Annotated in this window: 23 protein-coding genes; 6 read left to right on the top strand and 17 right to left on the bottom strand. The window is 66.7% G+C overall.

Annotation, left to right across the window (positions count from 1 at the left end; translation table 11 throughout):
• Entirely contained in the window at positions 1-1,866 is a 1,866-nt protein-coding gene (locus tag JL37_RS03355; RefSeq protein ID WP_156124203.1) for a hypothetical protein, read from the bottom strand.
• Between the two features lie 70 nt (positions 1,867-1,936).
• Entirely contained in the window at positions 1,937-2,986 is a 1,050-nt protein-coding gene (locus JL37_RS03350; RefSeq protein ID WP_043541985.1) for an ornithine cyclodeaminase, read from the bottom strand.
• 124 nt (positions 2,987-3,110) lie between these two features.
• Here JL37_RS03350 and JL37_RS03345 point away from each other — a divergent pair, with 124 nt between their 5' ends.
• From JL37_RS03345 to JL37_RS03335, 3 genes are all read left to right on the top strand, one after another.
• Positions 3,111-3,536, top strand: a complete 426-nt coding sequence (locus JL37_RS03345) for an Lrp/AsnC family transcriptional regulator (protein ID WP_043541984.1) — start codon at positions 3,111-3,113, stop codon at positions 3,534-3,536.
• Positions 3,537-3,801: 265 nt separating this feature from the next.
• Positions 3,802-5,271, top strand: a complete 1,470-nt coding sequence (gene hydA / locus JL37_RS03340; protein WP_043541983.1) for a dihydropyrimidinase — start codon at positions 3,802-3,804, stop codon at positions 5,269-5,271.
• A gap of 82 nt (positions 5,272-5,353) precedes the next feature.
• Positions 5,354-6,286 carry an N-carbamoyl-D-amino-acid hydrolase gene (locus JL37_RS03335; protein WP_197064572.1) on the top strand — a complete coding sequence of 311 codons (933 nt, stop codon included), beginning with the start codon at positions 5,354-5,356 and terminating at the stop codon, positions 6,284-6,286.
• Here the strand turns inward: JL37_RS03335 and JL37_RS03330 are convergent.
• Complete coding sequence (locus JL37_RS03330) at positions 6,283-7,239, bottom strand: LysR family transcriptional regulator (RefSeq protein ID WP_043541981.1); 957 nt, start codon at positions 7,237-7,239, stop codon at positions 6,283-6,285. The two genes, JL37_RS03335 and JL37_RS03330, sit on opposite strands and share 4 nt — an antisense overlap.
• 77 nt (positions 7,240-7,316) lie before the next feature.
• Here JL37_RS03330 and JL37_RS03325 point away from each other — a divergent pair, with 77 nt between their 5' ends.
• The gene (locus tag JL37_RS03325; protein ID WP_043541980.1) at positions 7,317-7,976 is read left to right on the top strand and encodes an aspartate/glutamate racemase family protein; all 660 of its coding nucleotides are present in this window, start codon (positions 7,317-7,319) and stop codon (positions 7,974-7,976) included.
• Between the two features lie 13 nt (positions 7,977-7,989).
• Here JL37_RS03325 and JL37_RS03320 read toward each other — a convergent pair whose 3' ends face one another.
• Genes JL37_RS03320 through JL37_RS03300 form a run of 5 tightly spaced genes read right to left on the bottom strand, consistent with a single transcriptional unit; the run spans position 7,990 to position 14,702 of the window.
• On the bottom strand, positions 7,990-9,750 hold the full coding sequence (locus JL37_RS03320; RefSeq protein WP_043541979.1) for an ABC transporter ATP-binding protein: 1,761 nt from the start codon (positions 9,748-9,750) through the stop codon (positions 7,990-7,992).
• Positions 9,751-9,762: 12 nt separating this feature from the next.
• On the bottom strand, positions 9,763-11,217 hold the full coding sequence (locus JL37_RS03315) for an amidohydrolase family protein (RefSeq protein WP_043541978.1): 1,455 nt from the start codon (positions 11,215-11,217) through the stop codon (positions 9,763-9,765).
• 19 nt (positions 11,218-11,236) lie between these two features.
• Complete coding sequence (locus JL37_RS03310) at positions 11,237-12,811, bottom strand: ABC transporter substrate-binding protein (protein WP_043541976.1); 1,575 nt, start codon at positions 12,809-12,811, stop codon at positions 11,237-11,239.
• 50 nt (positions 12,812-12,861) lie between these two features.
• A complete protein-coding gene (locus tag JL37_RS03305) occupies positions 12,862-13,767 on the bottom strand; it encodes an ABC transporter permease (protein WP_043541975.1) in 906 nt (301 codons plus the stop codon).
• Positions 13,764-14,702, bottom strand: a complete 939-nt coding sequence (locus JL37_RS03300) for an ABC transporter permease (RefSeq protein ID WP_043541972.1) — start codon at positions 14,700-14,702, stop codon at positions 13,764-13,766. Before JL37_RS03300 ends, JL37_RS03305 begins: the two co-directional genes overlap by 4 nt.
• A gap of 404 nt (positions 14,703-15,106) precedes the next feature.
• Here JL37_RS03300 and JL37_RS03295 point away from each other — a divergent pair, with 404 nt between their 5' ends.
• Positions 15,107-16,045: an ornithine cyclodeaminase family protein gene (locus JL37_RS03295; RefSeq protein ID WP_043541971.1), complete on the top strand. Its 939-nt coding sequence runs from the start codon at positions 15,107-15,109 to the stop codon at positions 16,043-16,045.
• On the opposite strand, the gene JL37_RS03290 is transcribed toward JL37_RS03295, so the two are convergent.
• Both JL37_RS03290 and JL37_RS03285 read right to left on the bottom strand, forming a co-directional pair.
• Positions 15,972-16,718: a hypothetical protein gene (locus JL37_RS03290; RefSeq protein ID WP_231570281.1), complete on the bottom strand. Its 747-nt coding sequence runs from the start codon at positions 16,716-16,718 to the stop codon at positions 15,972-15,974. The genes JL37_RS03295 and JL37_RS03290 overlap by 74 nt on opposite strands.
• Before the next feature lie 14 nt (positions 16,719-16,732).
• Complete coding sequence (locus JL37_RS03285; protein ID WP_043541969.1) at positions 16,733-17,632, bottom strand: LysR family transcriptional regulator; 900 nt, start codon at positions 17,630-17,632, stop codon at positions 16,733-16,735.
• 120 nt (positions 17,633-17,752) lie between these two features.
• On the opposite strand from JL37_RS03285, the gene dkgB reads away from it, so the two are divergent.
• Entirely contained in the window at positions 17,753-18,556 is an 804-nt protein-coding gene (gene dkgB, locus JL37_RS03280) for a 2,5-didehydrogluconate reductase DkgB (RefSeq protein ID WP_043541968.1), read from the top strand.
• On the opposite strand, the gene JL37_RS03275 is transcribed toward dkgB, so the two are convergent.
• The 7 genes from JL37_RS03275 to JL37_RS03245 all read right to left on the bottom strand — a co-directional run.
• A complete protein-coding gene (locus tag JL37_RS03275) occupies positions 18,522-19,955 on the bottom strand; it encodes an amidase (protein ID WP_052096824.1) in 1,434 nt (477 codons plus the stop codon). The two genes, dkgB and JL37_RS03275, sit on opposite strands and share 35 nt — an antisense overlap.
• Positions 19,952-20,965, bottom strand: coding sequence for an ABC transporter ATP-binding protein (locus JL37_RS03270; protein ID WP_043541967.1), 1,014 nt, complete (start codon positions 20,963-20,965; stop codon positions 19,952-19,954). Before JL37_RS03270 ends, JL37_RS03275 begins: the two co-directional genes overlap by 4 nt.
• On the bottom strand, positions 20,962-22,017 hold the full coding sequence (locus JL37_RS03265) for an ABC transporter ATP-binding protein (RefSeq protein ID WP_043541966.1): 1,056 nt from the start codon (positions 22,015-22,017) through the stop codon (positions 20,962-20,964). Before JL37_RS03265 ends, JL37_RS03270 begins: the two co-directional genes overlap by 4 nt.
• A 29-nt stretch (positions 22,018-22,046) precedes the next feature.
• Entirely contained in the window at positions 22,047-22,949 is a 903-nt protein-coding gene (locus JL37_RS03260) for an ABC transporter permease (protein ID WP_043541965.1), read from the bottom strand.
• A 19-nt stretch (positions 22,950-22,968) separates the two neighbouring features.
• Entirely contained in the window at positions 22,969-23,904 is a 936-nt protein-coding gene (locus JL37_RS03255) for an ABC transporter permease (protein ID WP_043541964.1), read from the bottom strand.
• Between the two features lie 34 nt (positions 23,905-23,938).
• Positions 23,939-25,519 carry an ABC transporter substrate-binding protein gene (locus JL37_RS03250; protein ID WP_043541962.1) on the bottom strand — a complete coding sequence of 527 codons (1,581 nt, stop codon included), beginning with the start codon at positions 25,517-25,519 and terminating at the stop codon, positions 23,939-23,941.
• A 56-nt stretch (positions 25,520-25,575) separates the two neighbouring features.
• The coding region (locus JL37_RS03245; protein ID WP_043541960.1) for an MlrC C-terminal domain-containing protein at positions 25,576-25,926 on the bottom strand (351 nt) is incomplete at its 5' end.

The following is a 25,926-nucleotide window of genomic DNA, read 5'->3' as shown; positions in this document are numbered from 1 at the left end:
TCACCAGGCCAGCGCTTGCGCCACCTGCTCGATGCGCGCGTCGCCGTCCGCGGTCAGCGGCGCGCGCAGGATGGACCGGCTGTCGCCGCGGTCCACGATCCAGAAAACCATGCGCGCGGGCGCGGCGCCATCGCGTCCGCCATCCAGGCGCAGCGTGCGCCCGTCATCCTGCCCGGGCAATACCTCGAATACCCATTTCCTGCCCTGCACACGTCCTGTCCCGCCTTCGCGCTCGCGGGGGGAAAAGGCGGAAGCCTGCTTGTCTCCGGCCTCCAGGCCCAGCTTGTTCCGCATGAAGGAACGCATGGATTCTTCCAGCGCGTGGTCATCGATTCCCGCCTTTTGCTCTACCGAGAGCCCTAGCAGCGCCCCCGTTTTCAGGTCCTGGTACTGAAAGAGCTTTCCGCCGATCGGCTTCAGGCGGAAATCCGCGATGCGCAAGGGCAGGACCTGCCCCGTCCGCCCGCTCTGGAGCTCGGCCCGGCCTTCGGGCAGGCTCCATGCGGGGTCCCGGTCTCCTACCCATTCGATGAAGCGCCTGTTCAGCGCGATCGCCTCTTCCTCGCGGCCCTGGCGGTACGCGACGTCCGCGGCGCGATCCAGCGCCGTCTCGTACAGGACTTCGTCGTGATAGGCCTTGCCCGCGTAGGCCCAGGCCGCCAGCCCGGCATCGTACTGGCGGCGAGCCTCGTCCAGCGCGCCGCGCTCGTAGGCGGCGGTGGCCATTACGGTGTTCAAGCGCGCGATCTCCAGCGGAAACGCCGCATCGGGCAGCGCCGCCTGCGCCAGCTTCGCGGCCGCAGCCCAATCCCGCGCCATTGCCCATTCGGCATTGATGGCTTCGTATTGCGCGGCCATCGTCCGCTCGCGGAACAGGCGCTGCTCATGATCCCACGACACGGCGCCTAGCAGCGCCTGCAGCTGCTTGCCCGCCTCTTCCCTCAGTTCCTCGGGATACGACGCCAGCACCTCGAGACGCCAGTCTCCGCGCGCCGCCACCCATTCAGCCTCGACCACGCCTTCCCGCTCTTTCCCTGACCGCACCGCGCCCTTGGCCTGCGTCAGGTCCTTGAAGGGAAGGTCCGGCATCGCCGCGGCCACGGCAGGCGCGGCGGCCTGCTCGCCATACGGCCCGGCCAGAGCGCGCTCCAGCTGCGCCAGCCGCTCCGCGCCATCCAGGCCGCGCAACGCTTCCATGTAGCCGATGCGCAGCTGCACGACGATGCGGCCGCGCTCGTTCAGCGCTCGCGCATAGTCCAGCCGCGCCGTCTTGCCGCGCGCATCGGCCGGCTCGAAGCGCAGCAATGCCCAGCCGTCCCGCGCCAGCGGCACGGACAGGCCGGCCGGCGCGTAGCGCAGGCGCTGGCCGGACTCGGCCTCCCACAGCGCGGGATAGGGCCGGGCCAGCTCGACGAGCCGCGCCTGCAGGCGGGCGACCTCCGCCGTTTCCCCCGCCGCCGTGCCGGCCTCGATGGCTCGCGACAAGAGGATGGCCATGCCGTCGTCGTCGCCAAGGCGCCCGAAGTCCTCGACCTGCGCCTCCGCTACGCGGCGGGCTTCGGCATGCAGGCCTTGTTTCTGCAACAGGTTGAGCAGCAGCATCGCGGCATCGAAGATTTCGTACCGGTTGCGATTGAGGCGCGCCGCATCCAGCGCCGCCCGCGCCGAATCCGTGGCGGCGGCCCACGAAGCCTCGCGGATCTGGCCGCGGGCCGCTTCCATATGACGCATGAAGGGCGACAGCGGAGCCTGCGCCTCGGCCGTTGGGGCCGAGCCCTGCGCCGCCGCCGGTGCGGCGCACGTCGACAGGAGCGCGGCCGCCAGCATGGCGCGCCCGGCGCGCAATGGGCGAAAAACGGACGTCATCTGGCCCCTTCCTCTGCAAACATAAAGGGGGCCAGTATACGGTTCGGCCCCGGCCCGCCGCCGGGGCCGGCTATCCGCGGACGAGGGCGGGAGAAGCAGTCCGGGCGGCGGGCACGATGCCGAACAGATTCTTCGGGTCGGCCATCCGCGGCGCCACCTCGATGCGGGAGCCTATGCCGTGCCGCATGGCCGTGTCGCGCAGCCAGCGCAGCGCCGAAAAGTCCTCCAGCGCGAAACCCACGGAATCGAAAACGGTCACCTCATCGGCGCGCCGGCGGCCGGCGTCCTGCCCCGTCAGCACGCGCCACAGTTCCGTCACGGGAAAATCCGCCGGCATCTGCTGCAGATCGCCCTCGATGCGCGTCTGCGGCTCGTATTCCACGAACACCGGTCCCGCGCGCATCACGTCGGCGTGCAGCTCGGTCTTTCCCGGGCAGTCCCCGCCCACGGCGTTGATGTGCATGCCGGGCTCGATCATATCGGGCGTCAGGATGGTGGCGTACGCCTTGTCCGCCGTCACCGTGGTGACGATGTCCACGCCCTTGACGGCTTCCGCCGTGCTGCCGAAGCGCACCACGCGCAAGCCGGGCACCGAGGCCAGATTGCTTTCAAGCTTGCGTGTGGCGCCTGCGTCCACGTCATAGACGTGCAGCGTATCGATACCCAGGATGTAGTGGAAGGCGAGCGCCTGGAATTCGCTCTGCGCGCCGTTGCCGATCAAGGCCATCTTGCGCGAGCCTGGCCGCGCCAGCGCACGCGCCGCCAGCGCCGACGTCACGGCCGTGCGCAGCGCGGTGGTCAGCGTCAGCTCGCTGATCAGCAGCGGCTCGCCGGTCGCGACCCGCGCCAGCGCGCCGAAGGCCATCACGGTGGACAGTCCGGACTGCGGATTGCCGGGATGGCCGTTCACGTACTTGAAGCTGTAGAAATCGCTGTCGGCAGTGGGCATCAATTCGATCACACCGGTCGCGGAATGGCTGGCCACCCGCGCACTCTTGTCGAATTCCTGCCATCGAAGAAAGTCCGACAGCACATAGTCCAGCAAGCTGGAAAATACCTGTTGCGGGCCTTGCAGGGCCACGATCTTCGCAACATCGGAAGTGGAAAGCAGCGTCGTCATTCATTTCTCCCCGAGTTATGGAAAGGAAATTCTGGAGGACGGGCAAACCAATTCCTAGTGACAACAATCCACACAAAACGCTAAGATCCTGACATTCTGACAGCGACAAATAGCACTTTTCACAATGGATACGCTAGATCAGAACCTGCTGGGCCTATTGCGCGCCAACGCCCGCATGTCCGTCGCCACGCTGGCGAAAAAACTGGACGTCTCGCGCGGCACCATCGACAACCGCATCCAGAAACTGGAGGAGCGGGGCATCATCCTCGGCTATACCGTGCGCCTGCGTCCCGAGGTCGAGACCGAGGACATCGTCGCGTGGATGAGCATCGCCGTCGAAGGCCACGAAACGCGCAAGATCGTGAATCTGCTGATGGGCGAGCCCAGCGTGGCGAGCCTGCACGACACCAACGGCCGCTGGGACCTGCTCGCCGAGCTGCGCGTCCCGACCATAGACCAGCTGTCCGACGTGCTGGACCGCCTGCGCACCCTCAAGGGCATCGCAGCCACCGAAACCAGCATCCATCTCAAGACCTTCAAGGCGCTCTGAGCCCCGCGGGCGCGGGGAAACCCGATATAAAACTTTGCACAGCGCCCATGATCCAGCGTTATGCATGGCGCCTTGACGGTTTGCCCAGCCCCTCCAAATAGTCCGTCGAATCAGGGCCTTAGCGGAAATTCCCGGGCGCCGCCCCCGGCGCCGAGCGAGGCCGCGGCCAGGTTTCGGATTTCCGCGTACGCATGCATGCTTGCACCTTCCGCCGGGCTCGCCGCGACGCGCGCCCGGCCTGCCCCTTCATGCGCTCGGACTTCCCATGACAGACTTCGATCTGACCCTGCACAATGGCCGCATCGTCACGGCCGAGGCCGACTTCATCGGCGACATCGGCATCGTGGACGGCGCCATCGCCGCGGTTTCCGCGAAGCTGCCGGCGGGCCGGCGCGCCATCGACGCCACGGGCCGGCTGGTGATGCCTGGCGGCATCGACAGCCATTGCCATGTGGAACAGTTGTCCAGCATGGGCGTGCTGTGCGCCGACGACTGGCACAGCGCCTCGATCTCCGCGGCCTATGGCGGCAACACCACCATCGTGCCGTTCGCCGCCCAGCATCGCGGCCAGTCGCTGCGCCAGGTGGCGGACGCCTATGCCGCATCGGCCGCCGAGAAATCCGTGATCGACTACAGCTATCACCTGATCGTCTCGGACCCCACGCCCGACACGCTCAACCGCGACCTGCCCGAGCTGATCCGCGCGGGCATCACCTCGTTCAAGGTCTTCATGACCTACGACAAGCTCAAGCTGGACGACAGGCAGTTGCTGGACGTGTTCGCCATCGCCGCGCGCGAAGGCGCGCTGCCGATGGTGCACGCCGAGAACAACGATGTGATCAGTTGGATCGCGCGCCACCTCCTGGCGGCCGGCCACAAGGCGCCCAAATACCATGCCGTCAGCCACGATCCCATCGCGGAGAGCGAGGCGACGCAGCGGGCCATCAGCCTGGCCGCGGTGCTGGAAGTGCCGGTGCTGATCGTGCATGTGTCCACCCAAGGCGGCGCGCAGGCCATCCACGCCGCGCAGACGCTGGGCGCGCCCGTATACGGCGAAACCTGCCCGCATTATCTGCTGCTGACGGCCGAAGACATCGACATCCCCGGCGTCGAAGGCGCCAAGTTCTGCTGCAGCCCGCCGCCGCGCGATCCGGTGTCGCAGCAGGCCCTGTGGCAAAGCCTGGACAGCGGCACCCTGGCCCTGCTGTCGTCCGACCATGCGCCGTACCGCTATGACGAATCCGGCAAGCTTCCGGCGGGCGACGCCACCACGTTCAAGCAGATCGCCAACGGCCTGCCGGGCCTGGAAGTCCGCATGCCGCTGCTGTTCTCCGAAGGCGTGCGCAGCGGCCGCCTGAGCCTGCAGCAGTTCGTGGCGCTGACCTCCACCAACCACGCCCGCATGTACGGCCTGCATCCGAAGAAAGGCACGCTGTCGGTCGGCGCCGATGCCGACATCGCGGTGTGGGATCCGGAAAAGACCGTGACCCTGCGCGCCGCCGGCCTGCACGACGCCGTCGGCTACACCCCGTACGAAGGCCGCCAGGTGACCGGCTGGCCCACGACGGTGATCAGCCGCGGCGAGGTCATCGTCGACGACGGCGTGCTGCGGGCCGAACGCGGCCGCGGCCGCTTCATCGCCCGCGGCCTGCCCGCGCCGCTGCAGAAGACGCGCGAGATCAGTCCGCGCGCCGCCCTGCTGCGCAAGATTTTCCCGGCCGTGATCGAACCGTAGAGCACGGCGCACGGCACTCAATCCACAGCGACAAGAACACCTGGAGATTTACATCGTGAGCAACGCAACCCCCTCCCGCAAAATGGGCCTGGCGGTCGCCCAGATGGGCGCCGTGAACCTGGCCGACAGCCGCGCGGCGGTCGTCCGCCGCCTGGTCGAGATGATGCGCGAGGCAGCCGCCCGGCAGGCGGAATTCGTCGTCTTTCCGGAACTGGCGTTGACGACCTTCTTTCCGCGCTACTGGATGGAAGACGCGGAGGCGGTCGAGCGCTACTTTGAAAAAAGCATGCCCAACGCCGACGTGCAGCCGCTGTTCGACACCGCCCGCGAACTGGGCATCGGCTTCTATCTGGGCTATGCCGAGCTGACGCCCGAGGGCCGGCAGTTCAATACGGCCATCCTGGTGGACCGCAGCGCCAAGATCATCGGCAAGTACCGCAAGATCCACCTGCCCGGCCATTCGGACCACAAGGTCGACGCGCCGTTCCAGCACCTGGAAAAGAAGTTCTTCGAGGTGGGCGACCTGGGCTTCGGCGTCTGGGAAACCGACGAGGTCAAGATCGGCATGTGCCTGTGCAACGACCGCCGCTGGCCCGAGACCTACCGCGTGATGTCGCTGCAAAGCGCCGAACTGATCGTGCTGGGCTACAACACCCCGTCCCTGAACATCCACTGGAACGAGCCCGCCCACCTGCGCACCACGACGCACGAGATCGTGCTGCAGGCCAGCGCCTACCAGAACGCGGTCTGGGTCGGCGCCGCGGCCAAGTGCGGCCACGAGGACGGCCACCACATGATCGGCAGCTCGATGATCGTCGCCCCCTCGGGCGAGATCGTGGCGCGCTCCAGCGGCGAGGAAGACGAGGTGATCACGGCGCGCATCGACCTGGGCATGGGCCAGACCTTCCGCGACCACGTCTTCAACTTCGCCAAGCACCGCAGTCCGCAGCACTACAGGCTGATCATCGAGCGCACCGGCGCCGGCGAGCCGCTGCCCGTGCCCGAAGCGGGCTAGCCTCGCTTGACGATTGCCTGCGTCATCGCAGGCAACTCCTTTTTGACGATCTGGGAAAACTGGGCGAGGAACGCCTTGGCGATGGACGGCGGAGGTTCGATCCGGGAATGAGACACGTGCACCGAAAGCGCGATCGCAGGCTCGATGCGCCGCACCACGATGCCGTGCATCAAGGCATCCGTGAGACCGTAGGAATCCACCAGGGCGATGCCGACTCCCTGCCGCACGAACGAGCACGCCGTCTGGGACGAGCGCACTTCGATCGCGGGGACGAACTCCTGCCCCAACGGATCCAGATAGTCGCACAAGGTCTCGCCCAGCGGCGTATCGCGGCCGTAGCCCACCAGCATCTCGCCTGCCAGCATCGCCGGCTCGATCACGCTTTCGCGCGCCAGGCGATGGCCGGCGGGCAGCACGCAGACGATCTCGCCTTGCGCCAGTTCGCTCGTGATCAGATTGGGATGCTCGGGCTTGAACGTGGAGATCGCGATATCCGCGTGGCCCAGCAGCAACTGCGGCAGCAGCGCGTCCATGCCCAAGGGCCGGTAGCGGATGCGCACGCCGGGATTGCGGGCGCAGAATTTCGCGGTCGCCGCCGGAATCAGCCATTCGCCGAAGCTGGGGCTGGAGACCACGCTGACCAGGCCGCCGCCGTGGCCCGCCAGGCCGGCCGCCATGTCGTTCAGGCGATTGACCCCCGCCTGGATGGACTCCACTTCCTGAAACAGCTTGCGAGCCTCCTTGGTGGGATGCAGGCGGCCCTTGAACCGCTCGAACAAGGCATAGCCCAGGCGCAGCTCTATCGACGCCAGCACCCGGCTGATGGCCGGCTGGGTCACGTGGAGCAACCGCCCGGCGGCGCTGAGCGAGCCCGTGATCATGATGGCGTGAAACACCTCGATCTGCCGCAGGTTCAGCGGCCCAGACCGGACCTTTCCCGGTAATTCCGACATGCTGCTTTCTTTCCTCTAGACCTGGGCGGTGCGCGCATGGCGCCGGCCCGCCTCTTTCGCAGGGATTCTACTCAATCGTGCCTAACGCCCGCATCACCCTCGTCAATCCCAATTCCCTGGCCAAGGTCACCGAGGCCATCGACCGCGCGGTGGCGCCGTTCCGCCGCCTGCCGCTGGAGTTCCGCTGCCTGACCTCGGCCGACGGCCCCGCCGGCATCCAGACGCAGGCGGAAGCCGATGCCAGCATCGCGCCCCTGGCCCGGCTGGTCCGGCAGGAGGCCGCCGGCACCGACGCCTTCATCGTGGCCTGCTTCAGCGATCCCGGCCTGCACGGGCTGCGCGACCTGGTGCCGGTGCCGGTGCTGGGCATCGGGGAATGTTCGGTGCTGACCGCCATGGGCATGGCCGCGCGCATCGGCGTGATCGCCATCGCCGGCGCCGCCATTCCGCGCCACCTGCGCTATTTCCGCGCGATGGGCGTGGCCGACCGCATCTGCGGCGAACTGGCGCTGGACATGAAGGTAAGCGAGCTGGCCGACGCCGAACTGGCGTTCCAGCGCATGGCGGCGGTGGGCAGGACCTTGCGCGACGCGCACGGCGCCGACGCGCTCATCATGGGCTGCGCCGGCATGGCGGACCTGCGCGGCCGGCTGGAGGATGCTTGCGGCGTGCCCGTGGTGGAGCCCACCCAGGCCGCCGTGGGGATGGCGGTGGGCAGGATTTTCAGCCGCGCCTGAAAGCGGCGGGCGGTCAGGCCGCCTGTTGCACGTAGTGGCCGGCGGCCACCTGCACCAGCTTCGCCACCTGGGGGTTGTCGCCCACCTTGCGGATGGGGCTGGGGATCTCGCGCGCGGCGCGCACGGCGCGCTGGTGGCGGCGCGCCGGATCGGGCACCGGCACCGCCGACAGCAGGCGCTGCGTATACGCATGGCGCGGCCGGTGCAGCACTTCCTGCGTGGGCCCGATCTCGACGATCTGGCCCATGTACATGACCGCCACGCGGTGGCTGACCTTCTCCACCACCGCCATGTCGTGCGAGATGAACAGGTAGGACAGTCCCATCTCGGCCTGCAGCTCCTTCATCAATTCGATCACGCGCGCCTGCACCGACACGTCCAGCGCCGACACCGGCTCGTCGGCCACGATGATCTTGGGATTCACGCTCAGCGCGCGCGCGATGCACAGGCGCTGGCGCTGGCCGCCCGAGAACTGGTGGGCGTATCGGTCCAGGAACTCCCGCGGCAGGTTGACGCGCTCCAGCAACTGCGCGGCGCGCTCCCGGCGCTGATCGCGGGTAAAGCCGCCATGCACCTTCAGCGGCTCGCTCACCAGGTCCCAGGCATGCAGGCGCGGATTCAGCGAAGCGTATGGATCCTGGAAGATCATCTGGATATGGCGCCGCATCTCGCGCATGCGGTCCGGCGGCATATGCGTGATGTCCTGGCCCGCCAGGCGGATCGATCCTTCGGTGGGCGCCACCAGCTTCATCAGCAGGCGCCCGGTGGTCGACTTGCCCGACCCGGATTCGCCCACCAGGGCCAGCGTCTCGCCGGCCCGCAGATCGAACGACACGCCCTCCACCGCATGCACGTTCGCCACCACCTTGCCGAAGGCGCCCGTCTTCACGGGAAAGCGCTTGGCCAGGCCCGAGACCTCCAGCACCGCAGGACGGCCCTGGACGGCGGCCTCGTCCGGCGAACCGTCTCCCAGCTTGGGCACGGCGGCCAGCAGGTCGCGCGTATAGGGCTGCCCGGGTGCATCGAACAGCGCCACGGTCGAGTTCTCCTCCACCTTGTCGCCATGCCGCATGACCACCACGCGGTCCGCGATCTCGGCCACCACGCCCATGTCGTGCGTGATGAACAGCACCGCCATGCCCACCTCGCGCTGCAGGTCGCGGATCAGGTCGATGATCTCGGCCTGCACCGTCACGTCCAGCGCGGTCGTCGGCTCGTCGGCGATCAGAAGCTGCGGCCGGCAGGCCAGCGCCATCGCGATCATCACGCGCTGGCGCATGCCGCCGGACAGGTCGCCGGGATACTGCGTCATCCGGCGCTCCGGTTCCGACATCTTCACCGCGACCAGCATGGCCTGGGCGCGCGCCCAGGCCTCCTGGCGCGAGATGTCCTGGTGCAGCAGATAGACTTCGGCCAACTGGTCGCCGACGGTCATCACCGGATTCAGCGAAGTCATCGGCTCCTGGAAGATCATCGAAATCTCGTTGCCGCGGATGCGGCGCAGCTCGGATTCCGCAAGGCCGAAGAGATCCACCTCGCGGCCGTCCCGCGGCACGAAGCGCGCGGCGCCCGCGGCGATGCGGCCGCCGGCGCGTTCGATCAGGCGCAGGATGGACAGCGCCGTGACCGACTTTCCGGAACCGGACTCGCCCACCAGCGCCACCGTTTCGCCGCGGCCGATCGTGAAGTCCAGGGACTTCACGGCGCGGTAGGGCTGCGCGCGCGAGCCGAACTCCACGCTCAGGCCCTCGACCGCCAGTAAGGTTTCGCTCATCGGGTTTCTCCGTCAGGCGCGGGTGGGGAACACGCGCGGCGACATGGCGTCGATGCCGCGGCCGGCATAGTCGCGCTGCGACACGGTTGCGATCGTCTGCGCCTGGGCGCGCTCCACCTCCTGCATCGCGCGCTCGATGTCGATGGTGAGCAGTTTTCCGTCCTTCACGACCAGCGAGCCGTCCACGTACACATCGCGGACGGCCCGCTCGCCCGCCGAGTAGATCAGGCTGCGCAGCGGCTCGCGGCCGGGACGCATATAGGGATGCGAGAGGTCGACCAGCGAGAAATCGGCCTTGCCGCCCACGGCGATGCGGCCGATATCGTCGCGGCCCAGCATGCGGGCGCCGTTCACCGTGGCCGCGTTGAACACCTCTTCGGTGGACGCGGCGCGGAAATGGCCGGCCTGCAGGCGGGCCACATAGCAGGCGAGCCGCATTTCGTCGAGCATGTTGTGCGGGAAGGTATCGGTGCCCATGCCGACGTTGATGCCGGCGCGCAGGTAGCGGCCCAGGAAGCTGAGCGCGATGCCGCGGCGGGCGAACACGGTGGGACAGTGCGCCACGTGCGCGCCCGAACGCTGCAGCAGGCCGAAGTCGTCCGCATGCGGCCAGTACAGCGCGCGATGATCGTTCAGGAAAATGCCGTGGCCGATGATCAGGTCGCCATTCAGCAGGCCCTGGTCGTCCAGCCATTCGATGGGCGTGCGCCCATGGCGGCGCGTCATCTCCGAAAACTCCACCACGCTCTGCGCCGCGTGGATCTGCATCGGGATGCCCAGGCGCCGGGCTTCCGCCTGCGCCTGCTTGAGCAGTTCCGGCGAGCAGGTATCCACCTGCGAAGGGCACAGCATCGCGCTCAGCCGGCCGCTGGGATGCCCGACCGCGCTGTCCACGACGTCCAGCGCGGCCTCGAACGACTTGGTCGCGGCGGCTTCGTCCCAGGCGTATTCCACCGAATGGCCATCCGGCGTGCGCCAGGCGGCGGAACGGAACATGGGTCCCAGCACGCCGCGGATGCCGGTGGCGGCCACCACGTCCGCCCAGCCCGGGCGCGGCAGCGACATGTCCACGAACGTGGTCACGCCGCTGAGCAGCATTTCGGCCACCGCCACCTGGTTGGCGTACTGCGCGGTCTCGATGCCCATGCGGAAAACCGGCATGTATTCGTACAGGGAACTCTGGCCCAGCTTGTCGCTGCCCAGCTCTTCCAGCAGGCCGCGATTTCCCGGCTCGGAGGAGGGATGGGTATGGATATTGACCAGGCCCGGCATCGCCATCAGGCCGCCGCCCTCCACCACGGTGTCGGCCGGCCCCGAATAGCCCGGGCCGGCATGGATGACGGTGCCGCCGCGCATCACCAGGTCGGCGTTCTCGATATAGACATGCGAACCCAGTTCCGCGTCCCACGCCACCAGGGTGGCGAGGTTCTTGATCTGGGTGGTACGGGCTTGATTGGCGTCGCTCACGGATGGCTCTCTGTGCGGTTTACTTGAGTTCGATGTCCAGGCCCTTGTAGGCCGCGGCTCCGAAGATGCCGTGCGCGCGCATGGGTTTCATGCGCGGGCCGCCCACCAGGTACAGGGAGTCGTGGTACAGCGGAATCCACGCGGCGCCGTCGGAGATCTTGGTCAGCGCCTTGGACAGGATGGCGTCGCCGGCCGCGGCGTCCAGCGCCTCGCTGCCTTCGCCCAGCCAGCGGTCGGTCTCGGCGTCCTTCCAGTTCATGCGGTTGGGCGTGGGAATGCTGTTGGACAGGAAGTAGCTGTTGAGCGCTTCGCCCGTGCTCATGTAGCCGAAGCTCATGCTGAATTCGTCGAATTCCTGCGTGGCCAGCTTGCCCCAGGCCGAGGTCGAATCAAATAGCTGCACGCGCAGGTCCACGCCCACTTTCTTCATGTCGCCCTGCACGGCCTCCATGATGTCTTTCCAGTAGCCGGTGATGCCGTAGTGCAGCAACGACAGCTGGCCGTCCTTGTAGCGGTAGCCGTCGGATTGCTTCTTCCAGCCGGCCTCGTCCAGCAGCTTGTTGGCGGCGTCCGGATCGTAGCGATAGGCCTCGTTCTTGCCGGCGGGCGTGCTGGTGGCCAGCATGCTGGTGGCGGGAACCGCCTCGCCGAAAGTGATGGCTTCCGTCAGCGCCTTGCGGTCGATGGCCAGGTTGATGGCGCGGCGCACGTTCACGTCCGTCAGCATCGGCTTGTCGATCTTGAAGCCCAGGAAGAACGTCCAGTAGAACGGATCCGCCTTGCTGACGAACAGGCGCTTGTCCGCCTTCAGGTCCTTGATGGCCCATTGCGGCAGGTAGCGCGAGAGGTCGGCCTGGCCGCTTTGGAGCGCGGTCAGGCGGGTGCTTTCCTCGGGCACGATCTTCCAGACGATCTTGTCGACCTTGGGCGTCGGATCCTTGTAGATGGCCGGCCCCCAGTTGTAGCCGGCATGCCTGGTCAGCACGACTTCGTTGCGCGGGGACCAGCTCTGGAAGCAGTACGGGCCGGTGCCGTCGAAGGCCTTGACGCCATAGTCCTGGCCCAGTTCCTTGACCTGGTCGATGTTGATGACCGAGTGCATGTAGTGCGCCATCTGCCGCAGCAGCTCGTTGTAGGGCTTCTTCAGCTTGTAGACCACGGTCGCGTCGTCGGGCGCCGTGATGCTGTCCACCGGGCCCGCGCGCCAGCGTTCCAGTCCCTTGGTCTCCGGGTTCAGCCAGCGCTCGTAGCTGGCCACCACGTCCTTGGCGGTCATTTTCCTGCCACTGCAGAACGTGACGTCGTCGCGCAGGTTGAAGGTGTAGGTCAGGCCGTCGGGCGACACAGTCCAGCTCTTGGCCAGGGCCGGCACCGGCGTCTTCATGTCATAGTCCAGGCCTACCATTGTGTCCGCGGCCATGAACAGTACCTCGGCCGCGCCCCGCGCGGTGGTGCGGTGGGGGTCGTACTTATCTGTGTCGAGTTCACGCAGGATCAAAACAGTCTTTCCGGACTGGGCGAGCGCGAGCCCCGGTGTGGCCAGCAGGCAGGTCAATGCGAACGGCGCGAAGGCCAGGCCCTTGATGATCTTCATGGTTTCAATTCCCCGGAGTTGGTCTGTTGTAAGGTCAAGCGCGCCGCGGCTCAGAACCGCAGCTTGGGATCCAGCGCGTCGCGCAGGCTGTCGCCCAGCAGGTTGAACGCCAGCACGATGAAGAAAATAGTCATCGTGGGTATGGTCGAGATGTGCGGAAATATCTGCAGGAACTTGCGGCCGTCGGCAGCCATGCTGCCCAACTCGGCGAAGGGAGGCTGCGGACCCAGCCCCAGGAACGACAGCACGGAACCCAGCAGGATCGTGTGGCCAAGCTGCAGCGTGGCATAGATCATCAACATCGACGAACAATTGGGCAGCAGGTAGCGCGTGATCAGATAGAAGTTGCCGAAGCCCATGGCGTGGCCGGCTTCCATGTACTCCTGCTTCATCACCACCATGGCCGAGCCGCGTGCGATGCGCGCCATACCGGGAATGGCGGATACACCCAGCGCCAGCACCATGCTCAAAGTGCCGGGACCGAGCAGCGCGGACAGGCTTAGGCCGAATAGGATCGCGGGGAACGACAGGAGCACGTCCACGACGCGCATGATCACGCCTTCTAGCGGACGGTAGTACGCAGCCAGAATACCCAGGATGGCGCCAATACCCGATCCGCCGATCACCGCCAGCACACTTAGCATCAGCGTCGCGCGAATGCCGTAGATGATGCGGGACAGGATATCGCGTCCCTGCACATCGGTGCCCAGCAGATAACTCACGCCATCAGGCGACGTCCAGCCCGGCAGCTTGCGGGCGATGGCCATATTGGTCGAGTAGGGATCGTGCGGCGCGAGCCATGGCGCGAACGCGGCGATCAGCACGATGGAGATCACAGCCAGAAGCGATAGCAGGAGAATGGGATCGTGGCGCAAGCGCGACGCGATGCGCGCCAACGGCGTGGCCATGACCTGGGGCGGCAAGCCGCCCAGCGAAGATGTGGTCCCTGCGCTCATGATTTTTGTCCCCGCGGATCCAGGTAGCCATAGAGCAGGTCCACGATCAGGTTGATAACGATGAAGCCCAGCGCGGTCACCAGGATCGCGCCCTGAGCCAGCGGGAAGTCGCCCGCGAAGATCGCGCCCACGGCCATGCGTCCCACGCCCGGCCAGGAATAGATCTGTTCGGTGACCACCGCGCCGCCGAGCAGGTTGCCCACCTGCAGCCCGACCAGCGTCACAATCGGCAGCAGCGCGTTGCGCAAGGCGTGGCGCAGTACCACCCGGCGCTCACCCGCGCCTTTGGCTCGCGCCGTACGCACGTAGTCACCGCTGAGCGTTTCAATCACGGCGGTACGTGTAATGCGGGCCACAGGTCCGATCAACACCGAGCCCAAGGTAAGCGCCGGCAACGCGATGGATTCCAGCCCCGCCAAGGTCCAGATCGGACCATTGCGTCCGATATAGGGCAGGATGCCTGCGCCACCGATATGCTGCACCAGCAGCAGGCCGACCCAGAACACCGGCAACGACACGCCCACGACCGACAGGGTCATCACGAAGCGATCGATCAGCTTGCCGCGCCGATAGGCGGCCAGCGTGCCTAGCAGGATCGCCAGCGGAATCGACCAGACCACGCTGGCCAGCATCAGTTCAGCCGTCGCCCCGATGGTGCCCGCGATCTCGTCGATCACCGGCACATTGGAAATCATCGACCGGCCCAGGTCCAGGTGCAGCAAACGCCACATGTACAACGACAGTTGGTAGGCCATCGGTTTGTCCAGGCCCAGCTCCTGGCGTACCTGCGCCAGTTCGTCGGCCGTTGCCGTGGGGCCGGCAATCACGGCGGCGGGGTCGGCCGGCGCGACCTGCAGGAGCACGAAGCACACGACCACCACACCCAGCAGAACCGGCAGCGAAATCGTGAGGCGGTTTAGCAATTGCCGGATCATGCGAGGCACGCTCCGATTGCGAAAAGCCGCCCGCGGGCTAGCCAGGCCGGCAAAGGCCTTCCTGTGACGGGATGAACTGAACTCGGCATGAAACTACCCCTCTTTGCGCGTCCGAACGCTACGGTCGTCGAAGAATGCCAGCGCCCTCCGGCGTCGTGGACCCAGGGAAATCCACTATGAAGCGATTCGGGCGCCTTGCATCGAATTCCGCACAAACACTTGAAAAGAAAGGAATTTTCGGAATTCAGAAAGCCCCCCGGCGCGCACACCCGATAACGGGGTGTTATGACGCCTGCGCAAAGATTGATAGCCCGCCGCGGCCCTTCGCGCGGTCCCCCAAAGCTCGCTCCGCCTCCCGCGCTGCTAGACTGCCCGCAGCCCAGCTCGAAACCGACCCGGATCCCATGCGCTTCATCGACACAGAACAGACCCGCGACGCCCTGTCCTTCGACGCCGTCATTCCCGCCCTGCGTGACGCTTTCCGCGACGGCGCCACGGTGCCGCCGCGCCACGTCCACGCCATCCAGTCGGGCAATGCGCACGGCACGTCGCTGATCATGCCGGCCTGGAGCGACCGCGGTTATTTCGGCGTGAAGATCATCAATATCTTTCCCGAAAACACGCATCAGGGCCTGCCGGGCCTGCACGCCACCTACAACCTGTACAGCGCCACCACCGGCGTGCCGATCGCCCAGGTGGACGGCGACGTCGTCACGGTGTATCGCACCGCGGGCGCGGCCGCGCTGGGCGCGGACTACCTGGCCCGCGCGGACGCCAGCACGCTGCTGATCGTGGGATCGGGCCGCATCGCCGGCCTGGTCGCCCAGGCCATGCGCGCCGTGCGCCCCATCAGGCGCGTGCTGGTGTGGAACGTCCGGCACGCCGGCGCCGAACGCCTGGCGGAGCAGTTGCGCGCACTGGGCTTCGATGCCCGGCCCACGGAAGACCTGGAAGGCGCGGCGCGCCAGGCCGACATCATCAGCTGCGCCACGCTGTCCACCGTGCCGTTGATCCGGGGCGCCTGGCTGCGTCCGGGCGTCCACCTGGACCTGATCGGCAGCTTCAAGCCCGAAATGCGCGAAACCGACGCGGCCTGCTTCGACGGCACCAGCGTCTATGTGGACACCGACGAGGCGCCCACCAAGTCCGGCGACCTGCTGTCCGCTTTCGAAGCCGGCGTGCTCACGCGGGAAGACATCAAGGGCAATCTGCACCAGCTTGCCGCGGGCCAGCTGCAAGGCCGCCACGACGACCAGGAAATCACCGTATTCAAGGCCGTGGGCAGCGCGCTGGAAGACCTGACGCTGGCAACGCTGGTCTACGAATCCTCGAACGCACCGTAGGGTGGCGGTCGTGGTCCAGGGTCACGCCCATCATCATGCCGCCACCGGCGCCCGCGCCGCCTTCGCCGCCGCCCCCGCCCCCGCCCCCGCCACCGCCGGATTTCGCGCCGCCGTCGCCCTTGCCGCGCGCCGACGAAGAGGGCCGGACAGGGCCTTGCCGGGGAATGCTCAACTCCGCGGGCACCGGCTCCAGGTCCAGCACCCGGCGGATGAATTCGCGCAGGGACACCACCAGTTCGGCGGTGTGCACCGGACGCCCCGCCACCAGGTCGGACGCCGCCTGGGCCGCGAGCCTGACCTGTTCTTCGGTGCCCAGCAGGATGATGTCGGACAGCGCGGCTTCCGTCGCGTCGCGCATGCGGCGCGCGCGGTCCCCGCTGGGCCGCAGCGGCACGGGTTCGCCTTCTGCCCCGGCGCTGGCCTCCTCGCGCCGCAAGTCCCGCAGATGCCGCGGATCCACCGCCAGATTGCCCGTGAACGATCCGCCCAGCGTCTTGTACGCCGCGATCAACGTGCGCAGGCGTTCATTGATCTGCCGGTTCTCGCGGGCGCGGCGCTGCTGGATCGTCTGCATGACGAGCAAACGGACTCCGACGCCGATCAGGGTAATCAATGCCAGCCCCAGCAACGTCGAGAGCAGGCCTTGCCAGGAAGTGAAATCCAGATTTCGCATGCGACGGCGCTCCGTTACTCGAATCCGCGGGGCCCCAGCGCCCCCGCCATGTAATCAATGAAGGACTTGATGCGGGACGAGATCGCGGTATTGCGGTAGTACACCGCGTTTATCGGCTGCCTCACCTCCAGGGTCTGCCTGGAGAAAAGCTGCCGCAAGGCGCCCGTCTTCCGGTCGCCGTGCGTCATGAAATCGGACAGGCACACGATGCCCGCTCCGTTCAGCGCCAGTTGCCGCAGGGTTTCCCCGTTGAATGACTTCACGGCGGGCGTCACGCGCAGCGGCTGGCCCGAGGCATCCAGCAGCGGCCATTCGTTCAGCGCTTCCAGCTGGCTGAACCCGAGCAGGGTATGCGAGGCCAGGTCCGCCACGCTCTTGGGCGTGCCGTGTTTCTCCAGATAGCCGGGGCTGGCCAGCACGCGCACCCTGCTGCTGCCCAGCGGCACGGCGTGCAGCGACGAATCCTTCAGCCGCCCAATGCGGATCGCCAGATCCGTGCGGCGCTCGATGAGGTCGATGTTGCCTTCATTGCTATTGAGTTCCAGCTCCACCTGCGGATACCGGCGACAGTAGCCCGGCACCAGCGGAACCACCACATGCAGCATGAAAGGCGACGCCGCGTCCACCCGCAGCAGCCCGGCCGGCTGGTTGCGGCGCAGGCTCATCAGTTCTTCGGCTTCCTCCACCGCGGCCACGATCTTGCGGGCCTGTTCCAGGTAGGCGCTGCCTTCCTCGGTCAACGCCAGGCGGCGCGTGGTGCGGCGCATCAGCGTGGTCTGCAGCTTTTCCTCCAGCCGGCTCATGGCGCGGCTGGCGGCCGAGACGGTCTGGCCCAGCACGTCTGCGGCAGCAGTGATGGAACCGCTGTCCACAACAGCGATAAAGACCTGCATTTCGTCGAGCGTCGTCTTCATAATTGCACTTATATCAAAAGTCTTTCTCCGATATGGGACTTTTTTTGCAAGGATCGCGCGGGCACACTGAGCGCATTCCAGGCACTTCCGCCTGATCGAACGAACCGCCAGGAGTTTTACATGAGCATTCCCGCTTTCGGTGCCGGCACCTTCCGCCTGCAAGGACAGGCCGTCATCGACTCGGTGCGCAACGCGCTGGACGTGGGCTACCGCGCCATCGATACCGCGCAGATCTATGAGAACGAAGCAGGGGTCGGCCAGGCGATCGCCGAATCCGGCGTATCCCGCGACGAACTGTTTCTCACCACCAAGATCTGGGTTCCCAACTACGGCCGCGGCAAGCTCGCGCCCAGCCTGAAGGACAGCCTCGCCAGGCTGCGCACCGACTACGTGGACCTGACGCTGATCCATTGGCCGGCGCCGGGCAACGGCGTGCCGATCGAGGAGTTCATGACGGCGCTGGCCGACGCCAAGGCGCAGGGCCTGACCCGCCAGATCGGCATTTCCAACTTCCCCATCGCCGAAACCCGCGCAGCCATCGCGGCCGTGGGCAGGGACCAGATCGCGACCAACCAGATCGAGCTCAGCCCCTATCTGCAGAACGCCACGCTTACCTCCTTCCTGAAGGAGCAGGGCATCCACGTCACCTCGTACATGACGCTGGCCTATGGCAAGGTGCTGAAGGATCCGGTCATCGGCCGGATCGCGCAGCGCCATGACGCCACGCCCGCGCAAGTCGCGCTGGCCTGGGCGCTGCAACTGGGCTACGCGGTGATCCCCTCGTCGACCAAGCGCGACAACCTGGCCAGCAACCTGCTGGCCAGGCAACTGCGCCTGACTGCCGAAGACATGGCTGAAATCGCCGCGCTGGAACGCAATGGCCGCGAGGTCAGCCCGGAGGGCCTGGCCGCCGCCTGGGACTGATTCCCTGCTGCAATGCCCTCGTCAGGCAGCTCCCCGCCCGCAACAGCATCTCCTCGCTGCCGGGCGGGCCCAGCAATTCCAGGCCCGCCGGAACGCCGGACGCGGAAAACCCGACTGGCACGCTCAAGGCCGGCAAGCCCGTCACGGCAGCCAGCAGCCCATTGCCTCCGCTTTGCGCCTCGCCCAGCAGCACGGGCCCGCGGCGCATGCTGGGATAGGCCAGCAGATCCAGGCCCAAGCTATCCAGCGCGGCCAGCACTTCGCCGCGCAGGCCGTTGGCATGCTCCAACGCGGTAAAGCGGCCACCCGAATCCCGTTGCGCCTCGCGCTGGCGCAATATCGCCAGCACTTCTGCATGCGGATAACCACCATCCAGAATATCCGCCAGGCTGCTCACGACCAGTCTGGCGTCGCGCAGGCAAGCCTTCAACGCGTCGCGGAATTCGTAAGCCGTAACGTTAGCCTTGATCAGCCGTTCATCGTCCAGTGCCAAGCCGACGGGCGACACGCAAGCATCGCAACTGCTCCATTGTCCGAGTGCCGCGCGCACCTGGACGCTCACATCCCGTTCGTCCGCCGTCTTGCCGAAAAGGGTCTCCAACGTGCCGATGCGCCATCTCCCGCCCGGTGTGCGTCCGTCGTCCGGCGCTCCCGCCGGATCCGCCATCGCGGACCACAGCAGCGACAGATCCTCCACCGTGCGCGCCATCGGCCCGACAGTGTCCATCGTGGGTGACAAGGGCACCACGCCAATCGTGCTGCATCGTCCAGCCGTTGGCCGGAGCCCCCAGACCTGATTGAAGGCCGCCGGGATGCGGATCGAGCCGCTAGTATCCGAGCCGATCGCCGCCGCGGCGAAGCTCGACGCCACTGCCACGGCGCTGCCACCGCTTGAGCCTCCGGGTACGCGTCCGGCGTCGTAGGCATTGCGCGTGCGGCCGGACAACGACGATACGTTGGTGATGCCGCAGGCCAGCTCATGCAGCGTGGTCTTGCCCAACACGATAGCGCCAGCCTCGCGCAGGCGCCGCACGACATCGGCGTCGCGCGGTGGCCGGCGTTGCGCCAGGGCGAGCGAACCCGCCGTGGTCGGCATGCCTGCCGTATCGATATTGTCCTTGAACAGGATGGGAATACCGTGCAAGGGGCCTCGCACGGAGCCGCGCTTCCTCTCCCCGTCCCGCGCGGCCGCCTCGTCCAGCGCCCGCCCGTTCAGGGCCAGTACGGCATTGAGCGCCGGCCCCGATTGGTCATGGGCGGCGATCCGCGCCAGGTAGCAGCGGACCAGCTCCTCGGCGCTCAGGCTTCCGGCCGCCATGGCCGCCTGCAGCGCGGCTATCGGCTGCCCGAAGACCGGATCTTCCGACAGCGGGCCCGCCAGCAGGCTCGGCCGGCTCATCGGAAGTGGCACGCCACCCAGTGTTGCCCGGCGGCCACGCCTGCGGCCCGGTCGGCCAGCGCCGGTTGCTTCTCCCTGCAAATGGGTTGCGCCAGCGGGCAGCGCGTGTGGAAGCGGCAGCCGCTGGGCGGGTTCGCCGGGCTGGGAGGATCGCCCTGCAGCAGCTTGCGCTGCGCGGGCTTGTGCGGATCCGGCACCGGAACCGCCGAGAGCAGGATTTCCGTATAGGGGTGCAGCGGCCGCGAGAACAGCGTATCGCGGTCGGCGACCTCGACGATGCGGCCCAGGTACATCACAGCCACACGATGGCTGATGTGCCGCACCACCGCCAGGTCATGCGCGACGAACAGGTACGCGATGCCCATCTCTTGCTGCAAGTCCATCAGCAGGTTAATCACCTGCGCCTGCACCGACACGTCCAGGGCGGATACCGGCTCGTCGCAAACGATCAGCTTGGGCCGCAGGGCCAGCGCACGCGCGATGCCCAGCCTCTGACGCTGCCCGCCGGAGAATTCATGGGGAAACTTCTTCATCGCCTCCGGACGCAGACCTACCTTGCTGAACAGCCAGGCGATTTCATCCTGCCGGGACCGCCCGCCCGGGCCCGGGAAGTTCTGCAGAGGCTCGCCGACGATATCTCCCGCCGTCATGCGCGGATTCAGCGATGCGTATGGGTCCTGGAAAATGATCTGCATGTCGCGCCGGCGGCTGCGCATCTGCTCGGGCGTCAGCGCCAGGATCTCCTCGCCTTCCAGCCGGACCGATCCCGAGGTCGGCTGGATCAGCCGCAGTACCGATTTTCCGGTCGTGGTCTTGCCGCAGCCGGACTCGCCCACCAACGCCAGGGTTTCGCCCTTCGCCACGGAGAACGACACGCCATCCACGGCCTGGATAACCTTGCGGCGGGGCTTGAACCATCCGCCTGCGCCAGGGTAGTGCATTTTCAGATCACGGACGTCCAACAGGGGAGTGGACGCCGGGACGGAGACGGACTTGTTGCGGACGCTCATACTTGGGCTCCGGTCAGGGCGGCGGCGGCATGGGGGCCGGGTTGCGCGGCGACGCGCGCCGCTTCGTGACACGCCACCACATGGTCGGCGCCATACTCGGCCAGCGCCGGCGCCTCGACGCGGCAGCGCTCGGTTGCGAAGGCACAGCGCGGAGCGAAGCTGCAGCCCTTGCCGAGCTCGCTGGGCGCGGGCACCATGCCAGGAATCTCAGCCAGCCGCTGGGTGGAAGCGTTCATCGAGGGCATCGAAGCCATCAGCGCGCGCGTGTACGGGTGCGAAGGCCGATCGAACAGCTCGGTCACCGGCGCCTCCTCGACCTTGCGGCCGGCATACATCACCGCCACGCGATCGCAGCATTCCGCGACCACTCCCAGATCGTGGGTGATCAATACGATGCCCATGCCCAGGCTCTTCTGCAGGCTGCGCAACAGGTCGACGATCTGCGCCTGGATGGTCACGTCCAGCGCGGTCGTCGGTTCGTCGGCGATAAGCACCTCGGGATTGCAAGCCAGGGCCAGCGCGATCATCACGCGCTGCCGCATGCCGCCCGACAGCTGGTAGGGATACTCATGCACTCGCCGCTCTGGCTCGGCGATCTGCACCAGGCGCAGCATTTCCTCGGCGCGCCGGTAGGCGTCCCGGCGCCCCAGCTTCTGGTGCAGCATGACCGTCTCGGCGATCTGGCGGCCCACCGTCAGCACGGGATTCAGCGAGGTCATGGGCTCCTGGAAGATCATCGATATCCGGTTCCCCCTGATCTGGCGCATCTGCTTTTCCGTCAGGCCCAGCAGGTCCGTGCCGCGATAACGGATCTGGCCGCCGGCGTAGCGCCCGGGCGGCGTGGGAACCAGCCGCAGGATAGACAGCGCGGTAACGCTCTTTCCACAGCCGGATTCGCCCACGACGCCCAGCGTGCGGCCGGCCCGCACCTGGTAGGAAACCCCGTCCACCGATCGCACGGTGCCCGAGACGGTATCGAAGTAAGTGCGCAGGTTGTCGACTTCTAGCAGCACGTCGCCTGGGGCGACGGCGGCGGCGGGAGATGATGCCATGGCGTCCTCCTAGGGCCTGTTCGCAGGCCCTAGCGTTGATTGGTCAGGCGGGGGTCGAGCGCATCGCGCAAGCCGTCGCCCATCAGGTTGATCGCCAGCACGGTGATGGCCAGCAGGATTCCCGGGTACAGGATGGTGTAGAACGCCACCGCCACGTAGTTGCGGGCGTCGGCCATCATGTTGCCCCAGCTGGGCACCTGGGCCGGCACGCCGACGCCCAGGAACGACAGCACGGCCTCGGTCAAAACCGCGGTCGCGGCGATGAAGGTGGCCTGCACCACTAGCGGCGTGACCATGTTGGGCAGCACATGGCGACGCAGGATCACGGGCAGGCGCGTTCCCACGGCATGGGCAGCCTCGACGTACAACTGCTCACGCAGCGTCAGCGCCAGCGAACGCACCAGCCGCACCACGCGCGGCACCTGCGGAATCGCGATGGCGATGATCACGGTGGTCAGGCTGGCGCGGATCACGGCCATCAGGGCGATCGCCAACAGGATGTCGGGGATGGCCATCATGCCGTCCATGATGCGCATGATGATCGCATCGGCCCAGCGCACGAAGCCCGCCATCAGGCCGAGCACCACGCCCATCGCCGTGGCGATCAGCGCCACCACGATGGCGACCACGAGAGACACGCGGCCGCCCCAGACCACGCGGCTGAACACGTCGCGGCCCAGCGCGTCCGTGCCGAAATAATGCTCGGCCGATGGCGGTTTCATACGTTGCAGGGGATTGATGCTGATGGGGTTGTGCGTGGCGATCCAAGGTGCGGCGATCGCCAGTCCCGCCACGATCAACAGCAGCAACAGGCCGAGGATGAGGGTGGGGTGTTTGCGCATCCAGCGCCAGCGCCGGCCGCTGGCGCTCAGCGCCTCGTGCAGCACGATGGGCGCGCCGGATGCGTTGGTGGAAATCGAGCTTTCGGACATGATTGTTCCCTGCGGCGGCTCAGTAGCGGATACGCGGATCGAACAGCCGGTAGCTGAGGTCGATCAGCAGATTGATCAGCACGTAAGTGCCGGCCGATAGCAACAGCACGCTCTGAATCACCGGGTAGTCGTGGTGCTGGACCGCGTCGATGACCAGCCGGCCGATGCCGGGGATGGCGAACACCGTCTCGGTCACGACCACGCCGCCGATCAACAACGCGATGCCGACGCCCACCGTTGTGGCGATGGGGATGGCAGCGTTGCGCAGCGCATGCTCGAGCACGGGCAGCACCGCCAGGCCCTTGGCGCGGGCCGTGCGGATGTAATCCTCGTGCAGCACTTCGACCACCGTGGCGCGCGTCATGCGCGTGATCAGGGCGATGTATACGAGCGCCAGGTTGATGCAGGGCAGGGTCAGGTTGCGCAGCCAGGGGCCGACGCCCTCGGACAGGCTGACGTAGCCCTGCACCGGCAGCCATTGCAGCTTGATGGCAAAGCCGTAGATGAGCAGGTAGCCGACCAGGAACACCGGCACGGAGAACGCCAGCACCGCGAACAGCATCACCAAGCGGTCGATCCAGGTGCCGGCCCGATAGGCGGCCAGCACGCCCAGCGGCACCGCCACCAGGATCGAAACCAACATCGTGAGCGCAGCGATCGATAACGTGGGCTCCACGCGCTGCGCCAGCAGCTGCGTCACCGGCACGTGAGTGAAGATGGACGTTCCCAGGTCTCCCTGCAGCAGCTTGCCGGCCCACAGCCCGAACTGCCGCCACAACGGCTCGTCCAGGCCCAGCGCCACGCGCAGCTTGGCGATGTCTTCCGCGGAAGCGAAATCCCCGGCGATCAGCGCCGCCGGGTCTCCAGGCGACAGGTGGATCAACAGGAAGACGATCACCGCGACCACGGCCATGACAGGCACGATGGCGAGCACCCGCCGAATGATGTAACCCATAGTTGTCTCGCGTATCGATAAGGCCGGCGGCGGACTACTTGTCCAGCACCCAGAGGTTCGGCAGGCTCCAGATCTTGTCCGCGTTCTTCAGGCTGTTGTGCGAGGCGAATGCCCTCGAATACTGGCCCACCGAGATCGCGGGAAAGGCTTCATAGGCACGCTCCTGGAACAGGTCGAGGACCTTCTTGCGTTCGTCGGAGCTAGTGGCCGCGATCCATTGGGCGCGCAGCTCGTCCAGCTTCTTGTCGCAAGGCCAGCCCGGCAGGCTGTTGCCGCACACCGCGCCCAGATAGGTGTTGCTGATCGGCGAGTCGACGTTGAACTCGGACGCGGCCGACAGGAAGATGTTCCAGCCGCCCTTGTCGATGGGCTCCTTGCGGGCGCGGCGGGCGGTCAGCGTTGCCCAGTCCATGGACTGGATGTCGAGATTGACGCCGATGTCCTGCAGGGCCTGGATGGCGACCAGAGTAGCGGAATTCAGATAGGCCAGGTCGGTGGGCAGCAGAATCACCACCTTCTCGCCCTTGTACCCGGCTTCGGCCAGCATTTTCTTGGCCAGCGCTGGATCGGCCTTGGCATAGGGCGCCGCGCCGGCGGTCGTATCATTGGGCCCGCCGCAGATGAAGACCGTGGCGCAGTACTTCATGCGCAGGTCGTCGGGGTAGCCCATGGCGGCGGTGAACTTGTCCTGATCGACCAGGTGCGCGATGGCCTGGCGCGCCTTCGGATTGTCGAAGGGCGGCATGGATTGGTTGAGAATAATGTAGCCCTGGGCACGCTCCATCACGCCGATCTTGACGTTCTTGTTCCCGCGCAGGGCGTCGATATAATCCGCCGGCGCCTGCTCGATCATGTCGACTTCGCCATTGGTCAGCGCGGCGGTGGCGCTATTAGAGTCCGGCAGCACGCGCCACTCCACGCGCGGGATGTGCGGCGTCTTGTTGCCAGCCAGGCCATCGGCTTGCGCCTTGGGGCCGATGTAGTTCGGGTTCTGCTCGAACACGATCTTGCTGCCAGGCACCCATTCGTCGCGCTTGAAGACATAGGGACCGGAACCCACGACCTCGGTCAACGGACGGTTGGCGGGCTGGGAAGCCAGCCGCTTGGGCAGGATGAACGCCGGATAGCTCGACACCTTCGCCAGGCCGTCGAGCACGAGGTCGAAGGGCTGCGCCAGCGTCAATTTGAAGCGGCTGTCGTCCAACGCCTCCCACTTGCCGCCGGCGCGCGTGATCGCTTGGCCGATATTGTCGCGGGCGGACCAGCGTTCCAGCGACGCGATCACGTCGGCGGTCGTCAGCGGCTGGCCGTCGCTGAACTTCAGGCCAGGCAGCAGCGTGAAGGTCCAGGTCTTCTTGTCGTCGCTGGCCTCGTACTTCTCGACCATCTGCGGCTGCGGCTTGCTGTTCGAGTCCATCGCGAACAGCGTGTCGTACACCATGTAGCCAAAATTGCGGGTGATGTACGCGGTGGTGAAGGTCGGATCCAGCACCTTCAGGTCGGCGTGCGGCACGATTCGCAGGGTCTTGGCTTGCGCCTGCGCGGGCACGGCTCCAAAAGTGCAGGCCAGGCCGAGCGTGGCCGTCGAAAACAGGCAAAGCAGACGTTTCTTCATCGCGCTAGGCTCCCATCTTGATGGTGGATTCGCCGGCATGATGCGCCGGCAAGGTCTTAGAGCGGCCACTTGGGCAGCCGGATGTTGCGATAGGTCAGGGTCTTCCAGTCGGGCGTCGCGACGCCCTTGCCGCCAACATAGATAATGTGGCGGGCGACCTTCGAGAACGAGGCATGGAAATGCTGGGCGGACTTGACCACCACGATCCGCTTGGCGGCCAGATTGCAGCCCAGCTGCGTGAAGAGATCCATGTTGATGGCCTGGTTGCGCACCGAGGTCAACGCGATCTCGATGCCCTGGGCTTCGACCAGGGCGCAATCCCCCATCGGGGCTGGCGCGCCCGACAGGCCCGTCATCACCATTTCCGCCTTGATGGCCTTGACCGTGCAACGCAGGTCGACAGGATC

This window comes from Achromobacter sp. RTa (assembly GCF_000757485.1).
Taxonomy (GTDB): Bacteria; Pseudomonadota; Gammaproteobacteria; order Burkholderiales; family Burkholderiaceae_B; genus Achromobacter.
Note: the sequence above shows the minus strand (reverse complement) of the source record. Positions and strands in the feature narration are given on the sequence as shown.